The sequence below is a fragment of the Microbacterium album genome (assembly GCF_014643695.1).
Taxonomy (GTDB): domain Bacteria; phylum Actinomycetota; class Actinomycetes; order Actinomycetales; family Microbacteriaceae; genus Microbacterium; species Microbacterium album.
In genome coordinates this window covers 1-7,506 of record NZ_BMJY01000029.1, presented here as the reverse complement: position 1 = coordinate 7,506, position 7,506 = coordinate 1, and the positions used below count along the sequence as shown (strand labels likewise).

Annotated in this window: 6 protein-coding genes; 2 read left to right on the top strand and 4 right to left on the bottom strand. The window is 70.8% G+C overall.

The window, feature by feature from the left end:
• Positions 1-130: 130 nt before the first annotated feature.
• On the bottom strand, positions 131-1,324 hold the full coding sequence (locus IEX37_RS15750) for a RimK family alpha-L-glutamate ligase (protein WP_188757326.1): 1,194 nt from the start codon (positions 1,322-1,324) through the stop codon (positions 131-133).
• A gap of 44 nt (positions 1,325-1,368) precedes the next feature.
• Between IEX37_RS15750 and IEX37_RS15745 the strand changes: the two genes are divergently transcribed.
• Entirely contained in the window at positions 1,369-1,851 is a 483-nt protein-coding gene (locus tag IEX37_RS15745; RefSeq protein ID WP_268236553.1) for an ATP-dependent zinc protease family protein, read from the top strand.
• Positions 1,852-1,868: 17 nt separating this feature from the next.
• Here IEX37_RS15745 and ligD read toward each other — a convergent pair whose 3' ends face one another.
• From ligD to IEX37_RS15730, 3 genes are all read right to left on the bottom strand, one after another.
• On the bottom strand, positions 1,869-2,888 hold the full coding sequence (gene ligD, locus IEX37_RS15740; protein WP_188757324.1) for a non-homologous end-joining DNA ligase: 1,020 nt from the start codon (positions 2,886-2,888) through the stop codon (positions 1,869-1,871).
• 67 nt (positions 2,889-2,955) lie between these two features.
• The gene (locus tag IEX37_RS15735; RefSeq protein WP_188757323.1) at positions 2,956-4,125 is read right to left on the bottom strand and encodes an SseB family protein; all 1,170 of its coding nucleotides are present in this window, start codon (positions 4,123-4,125) and stop codon (positions 2,956-2,958) included.
• A 45-nt stretch (positions 4,126-4,170) separates the two neighbouring features.
• A complete protein-coding gene (locus tag IEX37_RS15730) occupies positions 4,171-6,579 on the bottom strand; it encodes an ATP-dependent helicase (RefSeq protein WP_188757322.1) in 2,409 nt (802 codons plus the stop codon).
• 142 nt (positions 6,580-6,721) lie between these two features.
• On the opposite strand from IEX37_RS15730, the gene IEX37_RS15725 reads away from it, so the two are divergent.
• Positions 6,722-7,399: a hypothetical protein gene (locus IEX37_RS15725; RefSeq protein WP_188757321.1), complete on the top strand. Its 678-nt coding sequence runs from the start codon at positions 6,722-6,724 to the stop codon at positions 7,397-7,399.
• The last annotated feature ends 107 nt before the right edge of the window (positions 7,400-7,506 follow it).

Genomic DNA, 7,506 nt, shown 5'->3' with positions numbered 1-7,506 from the left:
TGATGTGTGAGTGTGGTAACCCACATCGTCCCCGGAGGCCCTCGCCTCAGCTCACACGTTCACAACGTGTCGGGGAACTACAGCTAGTCAACGCCGTGGGTCGGCCGTACGGGGCGGGCGACGTCCTCGACTAGGGGGTGTCCGGCAGCGGCTGCTTGGGCAGCTTCTTCACGCGCGGGCGGCGCTTGGGGCGCTCGGGGATCATCGAGCGCATCTCCTCGAGGCGGCCCCAGCACAGCAGGCGATCCTCCGCGGCGAGCACGTGATGGCCGCCCGGGTTGGGGATGACGCCCGTGCCCCGGTGCACCGTCAGCACCGTGATGTCCCGTTCGCGCAACCCCGACTCGGTGAGCGTCTTGCCGACGAGGTCCGCGTCGCCGTGCACGACGAGCTCGGCGACGCCGTACCCCGTCGAGACGGCCAGCCGCTCGCGCACGTCGATCTGCGGGAACGCGACCTGGTTGGCGATGTAGTCGATGATCGCGCCGGCGACGTCCAGCTTCGTCGCGGTCTCGATGCCCTCGAGACCCGGCGACGAGTTCACCTCCATCACGAGCGGACCGTCCGCGCCCTCGAGCAGATCGACGCCCGCGACCTTGAGACCCATGATCTGTGCGGCCCGCACCGCGGTGCGCTGGTACTCGTCATCCAGCTGCACTGCCTCCACCGTGCCCCCGCGATGCACGTTCGAGCGGAACTCCTCACCCTTCGCGGTGCGCCGCATGGCCGCGACCACACGGTCGCCCACCACCAGGGCGCGCACGTCGCGGCCCCGGGCCTCCTTGACGAAGTGCTGGATCAGCACGTTCTGGCGGGCCGACTGCAGGGTCTCGATGATCGCCTCGGCGACCTTGATCTCGGGCGCGAGGATGACCCCGATCCCCTGCGTACCCTCGAGCAGCTTGACGACGACGGGGGCGCCCCCGACCCGCTCGATCGCCGGGATCACGTCGGCGCGGTTGCGCACGAACGCCGTCGGCGGCATCGCGATCCCGTGCCGCGACAGGATCTGATTGGCCCGCAGCTTGTCCCGCGCGTTGCCGATGCCGTTGGCGGTGTTGGGCGTGTAGACGTCCATCTGCTCGAACTGTCGCACCACCGCCGTGCCGTAGTACGTGATCGAGCTGCCGATGCGCGGGAGGATCGCGTCGTACTGCGACAGCCGCTTGCCGCGGAACTGCAGGTCGGGCTCGTCCCCGGACAGGTCGATCGCGAAGCGCAGGGTGTTGAGCACCTTCGCGACATGCCCTCGCTCGATGGCGGCGGCCCGCAGACGCTGGGTGCTGTAGCTGCGGGGAGCGCGCGACAGGATGGCGATCTTCACTTAGGTGTCCTGATCCGAGGAGAGTTCCTGCTTTGATGGGTCACGTGTCCGTCCATCATCCCTCCCGCCTCGTCGGATGGCGGGAATGGATCGGCCTGCCCGACCTGGGTGTCGACTGGATGAAGGCGAAGATCGACACGGGCGCGCAGACCTCCTCCCTGCATGCCTTCGCGCTGCACGAGTTCGAGCGCGACGGCAAAGCCTGGGTGCGTTTCGAGATCCACCCCTGGCAGCGCAGCTCCGACGACGCCGTGCAGGTCGAGCTGCCCGTCCACGATCGGCGCCGCGTGCGCAGCTCGTCGGGTCATGCGGAGAAGCGGGTGGTCGTGCTGCTCGAGCTCCGGCTGACGGACCGCAGCGTCCTCGCGGAGGTCACCCTCACGCGACGGGACGCGATGGGTTTCCGGATGCTCATCGGTCGTCAGGCGCTGCGCCAGGGGTTCTTGGTCGACTCGGCCGCGTCGTACCTCGGGGGCAAACCGCCCCGCCCCGTGCGCCGTGCCAACAACCGCCCCGCGGAAGCCTGACAGAGCGTCGGCGGGCATCACTCCGCCTTGCGGGCGCGGGACGGCTGCACGCGCGGCGGCTCGCCGGGCATCTTGGGGAACTCCGGCGGGAACGGCAGCTCGCCGAGCCCGTCGTCGAGGTCGCGCTGCCACCACTGCAGCAGCGTCTCCAGGCGCCCCGGCGCGTCCTGGATGCCCGCCCAGGGGTCGCCCTGGGCCAGCCGCTCCGGCATCGTCCGCACCGTGAAGGCGGCCGGGTCGAGGTCGTCGAGCTCCTCCCACGCGATCGGAGCGGACACCGGGGCGTGCGGCAGCGCGCGCGGACTGTATGCGCCGGCCATCGTCCGGTCGCGGTTCGCCTGGTTGAAGTCCACGAAGATCCGCTCGCCGCGCTCCTCCTTCCACCACGCGGTCGTGACCTGGTCGGGCATCCGCCGCTCGAGCTCGCGTCCGGCGGCGATCACCGCGTGCCGCACGTCGAGGAACTCCCACTCCGGCACGATCGGGCAGAACACGTGCAGGCCGCGGTTGCCGCTCGTCTTGATCCACGGCTCGAGATCGGCCTCCCGCAGCACCTCACGCAGGGCGTGCGCGGCCACGACCGCATCCGCGACGTCGGTGCCCGGCTGCGGGTCGAGGTCGATCCGCAGCTCGACGGGGTTGTCCGTGTCCGGCACGCGCGAGGCCCACGGATGGAACACCACGGTGTTCATCTGGACGGCCCACACGATCGCGGCCGGCTCGGTCAGCACGAGCTGCGGATGCCGTCGGCCGCTGTTGTAGGTCACGGTCTCGGCCTCGACGAAGTCGGGAGCGCCCTTCGGCGGATTCTTGGAGAAGAAGCTCTCCCCGCCCACCGCGTCGGGATAGCGCTCCAGCGAGACGGGTCGGTGGCCGTTGTGCGCGAGGAAGGCGTCGGCGACCGCGATGACGTACTCGGCGAGCTCGTGCTTCGTGATGCCGAGGTCGGGCCACAGCACGCGGTTGGGGCTGGACAGGCTCACCTCGCGATCGCCATGCGGGCCGGGGACGGTGAGCGTGATGCGTTCGGACGCCATGCCGCCACCCTAGGACGCCGGCCGCGCACGGAACAGCCGCTTGACGCGGCGCGTGCGGGAGCGGTCGTCAGGCCTGGGCCTCGGGCTCGTCCGGTAGGGCCATGACGGGAGCCAGCTCCTCGCGCGTGAGCGTCATGAGCGGGCCGGCGGGATCGATGATGATGCCGCCGACGGCGTCGTGCTCCCGCAGGATGCGTCCGATCTTGGCGGCGCTGAGCGGCAGGGCACGCTCCTCGCGCCCCTGCGCGGCGACCTCGAGCGGGTGCGAGTAGACCTGCAGCAGGCGGGTGCCGTCCGCGAGCCGCGCCTCCGCGATCCCGAGCTTCTCGGCGTCGTCCGCGGCCTTGCCGACCGCCACCCAGAGCGGCACGCCCTCCGCCAGGAGCGTCGCGATGCGGTGCGGCGTGTCCGCTTCGCGGGGCGCCGCGAGCGCGGCCTTGAGGCGCATCTCCGGGTCGGCCTGGCCGAGCGCGCGCTCCAGCACCTCGCGGGGCAGCACGGCGCGGTGGGGAGCGGAGTTGTTGTCGATGATCAGACCCGAGAACCCGTTGTCGACGAGGTGCTTGAGGATCGCGCCGACCGGCTGGCCCACGGCCGACGTGCTCGCATCGCCGTCGGCGCGCACGGCCTCGTGCAGCGCCTTGCCCGAGCTGAAGACGAGCATGTACGTCTTGTCGCCGTCCCGCGCGACGCCGAACGTCAGGCGCCCGTTCCCCTCGGCGAGCTGCTCACGGGCGTTGCCCTGCACGCGCAGGTACACGTGGCCCTGCATCATCTGGCGCACCACGCCGAGCAGCTGCGCGCCCGTCGGCTTCGCCGGCAGCGCCGCGAGCGCGTCGCGCAGCAGGGTGTTGTCGCGCAGGCCGGGCACCGTCTCGAGCTTCTCGGGCGGGGCGGCGGGGGCCAGCGGCAGCTCGCGCGGTGCGGGCGGCACGGGCGCGGCGGCCGGCGGCGCCGCGGCTCCGGTTTCGGCGGGGCGCTGCGGCGCTGCGGCGCCCCCCAGCCCGCGGAAGGAGGACACGGAGATGTTCACCTGGGGGGCGGCGTCGCCCGCCTGCTCCGTAGGCGCCCCGGGCTCGCGCGCGTCGCCCGGGGAGGCAGCGGAGGCCTCCGTGGGCACGCTCTCGGCCGTGGGGGCGGCGTCGACACCGGATGGCGAGTGCTCGGCCGCTTCGGGCGTCTCGGACGGCGCCGACTGACCGGCCTCGGTCTTCTTCTTCCGTGAGAACAGTCCCATGCGCCCAGCCTACGTGGGGCCCGCAACCCCTCGCCGGGGTCCTCGCTACAGCTTCGTGATGGGCGCGATCTTGATGAGCAGCTTCTTGGAGCCGGCGGAGTCGAAGCGCACGTGTGCGATGCGCTTGGGGCCTTCACCCGTGACGGCGTCCACGCGACCCTCACCGAAGTCCTCGTGACGGATCCGGTCGCCGGCCGCGAGTTCGAGGTCGCCGTTGTCGCGCACCTTGTTGGTGACCATGCCGGGGAAGCGGTCCATCGCCGTCGACTTCGGCTTGAGGCCGCCGCCCGGCGGCAGCTGCTGGGTGTTCCCCCAGCGGTCGCGTGGCCGGCGGGCGTTGAGCGCGCGCGACTGCGTGCCTCCGCGGGAGTTGACGTCGCCGGGCGACTGCCTCCAGTGGATGATCTCGGCGGGGATCTCCTGCAGGAACCGGGACGGCATCGCCGCCGAGACCTCGCCGAACTGGGCGCGCGTCATCGCGAGCGACAGGTACAGGCGCTTACGGGCGCGGGTGATGCCCACGTAGAAGAGCCGGCGCTCCTCCTGGGGCCCGCCTGGCTCTCCCGCGGAGATTCGATGGGGGATCAGGTCCTCCTCGACGCCCGTCAGGAACACGGTGTCGAATTCCAGTCCCTTGGCGGTGTGCAGGGTCATGAGCGACACGGATCCGGATTCGTCGTCGAGGTCGTCGCTGTCGGCGACCAGCGCGACCTCGGTCAGGAAGTCGAGGACCGTGCCCTCGGGGTTGTTGCGTGCGAACTCGCGAGTGACCGCGACGAGCTCGTCGAGGTTCTCGACCCGCGCCTCGTCCTGGGGGTCGCGGCTGGCTCGCAGCGCGTCGAGGTACCCGGTCTTGTTCAGCAGCACCTGCAGACCCTCGGCGACCGAGGTCGGCGGGGGCGCCTCACCGGAGGACGGCAGCAGGATCTCGGATGCCTCGGCCAGCACGTTGTGCAGCTGGGCGACGGCGCCCTGCAGCTTCGGGCCGAGCCCGAGTTCCGCGTATCGTCCGAGCGCGTCGCGGAACGTGATGCCCTCGCGCTCGGCGAACCCGCTGATCGTCTCCACGGTGACGTCCCCGATGCCACGGCGGGGCTTGTTGATGATGCGGCGTAGCGCCATCTCGTCGGCCGGGTTGGCGACGGAGACGAGGTAGGCCAGGGCGTCCTTGATCTCCTGGCGCTCGTAGAACTTCGTGCCGCCCATGATCTTGTACGGCACGGCCGAGCGGATGAAGATCTCCTCGAGCGCGCGCGACTGCGAGTTGGTGCGGTAGAACACGGCCATCTGGCCGTAGTCGACGCCTTTGCGCCGCAGCTGCTCGATCTCGTCCGCGACGAACTGCGCCTCGTCGTGCTGCGAGTAGCCCGTGAAGCCGACGACCTTCTCGCCGTCGCCCTGGTCGCTCCAGAGGCGCTTGTCCTTGCGGTCGAAGTTGTTGCGGATCACCGAGTTCGCCGCGGTCAGGATGTTCTGCGTCGAGCGGTAGTTCTGCTCCAGCAGGACGACCTTCGCGCCGGGGAAGTCGCGCTCGAACTCGCTGATGTTGCGGATGTCGGCGCCGCGGAACGCGTAGATCGACTGGTCGGAGTCGCCGACCACGGTGAGCGAGGCGCCGTCCTGCTCGTCCATGAGCGCGAGCATCCCGCCGCCGGCGTCGACGGAAGACTGCACGGGGCGCGTCAGCTCGTGGATCAGCGCGTACTGGGCGTGGTTGGTGTCCTGGTACTCGTCCACCAGGATGTGCCGGAAGCGCTTTCGGTAGACGTCCGCCACGTCGGGGAAGGCGCGGAACAGGTACACCGTCTGCGCGATCAGGTCGTCGAAGTCGAACGCGTTGGCGCGCTGCAGCTGACGCTGATAGTCGCTGAACAGGTCGACGAACATCCGCTCGGCCGGATCGTTCATGTTCGCGTCGCGCGCGTACGAGTCGGCGTCCGCGAGCTCGTTCTTGAGCTTCGAGATGCGCGACTGCACGGACGCGGGCGTGAGCCCCAGCGCGTCGGCCTCGTGCTCCTTGACGAGGCGCTTGATGAGCGCGCGCGAGTCGCCCGAGTCGTAGATCGTGAACGCCTTGGTGAAGCCGAACTGCTCGGCCTCGCGGCGCAGGATGCGCACGCACGCGGAGTGGAACGTCGAGATCCACATGCCGCGCGCGCTGTCGCCCACGAGCTGCTCGACGCGCTCGCGCATCTCCCCGGCGGCCTTGTTCGTGAACGTGATCGCCAGGATCTGGCTGGGCCACGCCTCCCGGCTGCGCAGCAGCGACGCGATGCGGTGCGTCAGCACGCGCGTCTTGCCCGACCCCGCGCCAGCGACGATGAGCAACGCCTGCCCGCGGTACTCGACCGCCTCGCGCTGCTGCGGGTTGAGCCCGTCGAGCAGCTCGTCGTGCGCGGCCCCGCGGGGGCCGGCGCCCGAGGGGACGATGATGGGGGTGGAGGACTCGCTCATGGCGCTACGAGTCTAGGCGCGCCCCCCGACACCCGGCTGGGCGCCGGAAAGACGAGCGTTACGGGACCGTGACGCGGTATCCCGCGACGCCGGCGATCTGGACCGCCATCATGAGTGGCGTACACCGCCGAAAGGACGCCCCGTGACCCGCCGCCTGCTGCCTCTCCTCGCCGTCCTCGCGCTGCCACTGACGGCGTGCGCGACGGGCACGGCTGCCGCGGGAGGCTCGCCCGCGCCCTCCCCCGAAACCTCCGCATCGCCGTCCGCTGCGCCGTCCCCATCGCCGACCGTGGAGAGCCCCGCGCCGCCGAGCGGACCGACGTTGGACGACCCCTCGACGTGGGAGATCAGCACGGCCGGCATCGGCCCCGTGCTGCTCGGCGGCGACCTGCAGGAGACGGCGGCGCTGTTCGGCCTCGAGGTCGACGGTGGCAACGGTCACCCCAATCCCGACTGCCACAGCGTCCGGATTCCCGTCGGAGACCACGAGCTGCTCGTCTCAGGTCTCGACGACACCATCGTCACGCTGTTCCTGCGCGAGCCGGCCGCGGACCAGGGGAGCCCGGCGGAGCTGGATCCGCGCGGCCCTCGGACCGCGGACGGCTTCGGCGTCGGCACGCCCGTGGCCGAGATCGAGCGCGTGCGGGGTCCCTTCACGGACAAGTCGCACGACTCGCATGCGTGGGTGGAGAACGACGGCGCGCGCCACGTGACGCTGACCTCGGGCCGCACCGATCAGGACCCCACCGCCCACGCCGTCGTCGAATCGCTCACGGTCTACGAGAACGACGCCCCGGAGTGGCCGCACTGCATCGACTGACCCCTGCGCTCCGACCTCTTCCGCATTGACTAGCTGTGATGTCCAGGGACGTTGTTTCCCGACACGGGGCTGAGCTTGTGCTGGGGTGAGGGCCTCCGGTTGTGAAG

Excerpts from the sequence above, each read along its gene's own strand:
- ligD (WP_188757324.1), bottom strand. The coding sequence starts at position 2,888 with ATGGCGTCCGAACGCATCACGCTCACCGTCCCCGGCCCGCATGGCGAT.
- IEX37_RS15735 (WP_188757323.1), bottom strand. The coding sequence starts at position 4,125 with ATGGGACTGTTCTCACGGAAGAAGAAGACCGAGGCCGGTCAGTCGGCG.
- IEX37_RS15730 (WP_188757322.1), bottom strand. The coding sequence starts at position 6,579 with ATGAGCGAGTCCTCCACCCCCATCATCGTCCCCTCGGGCGCCGGCCCC.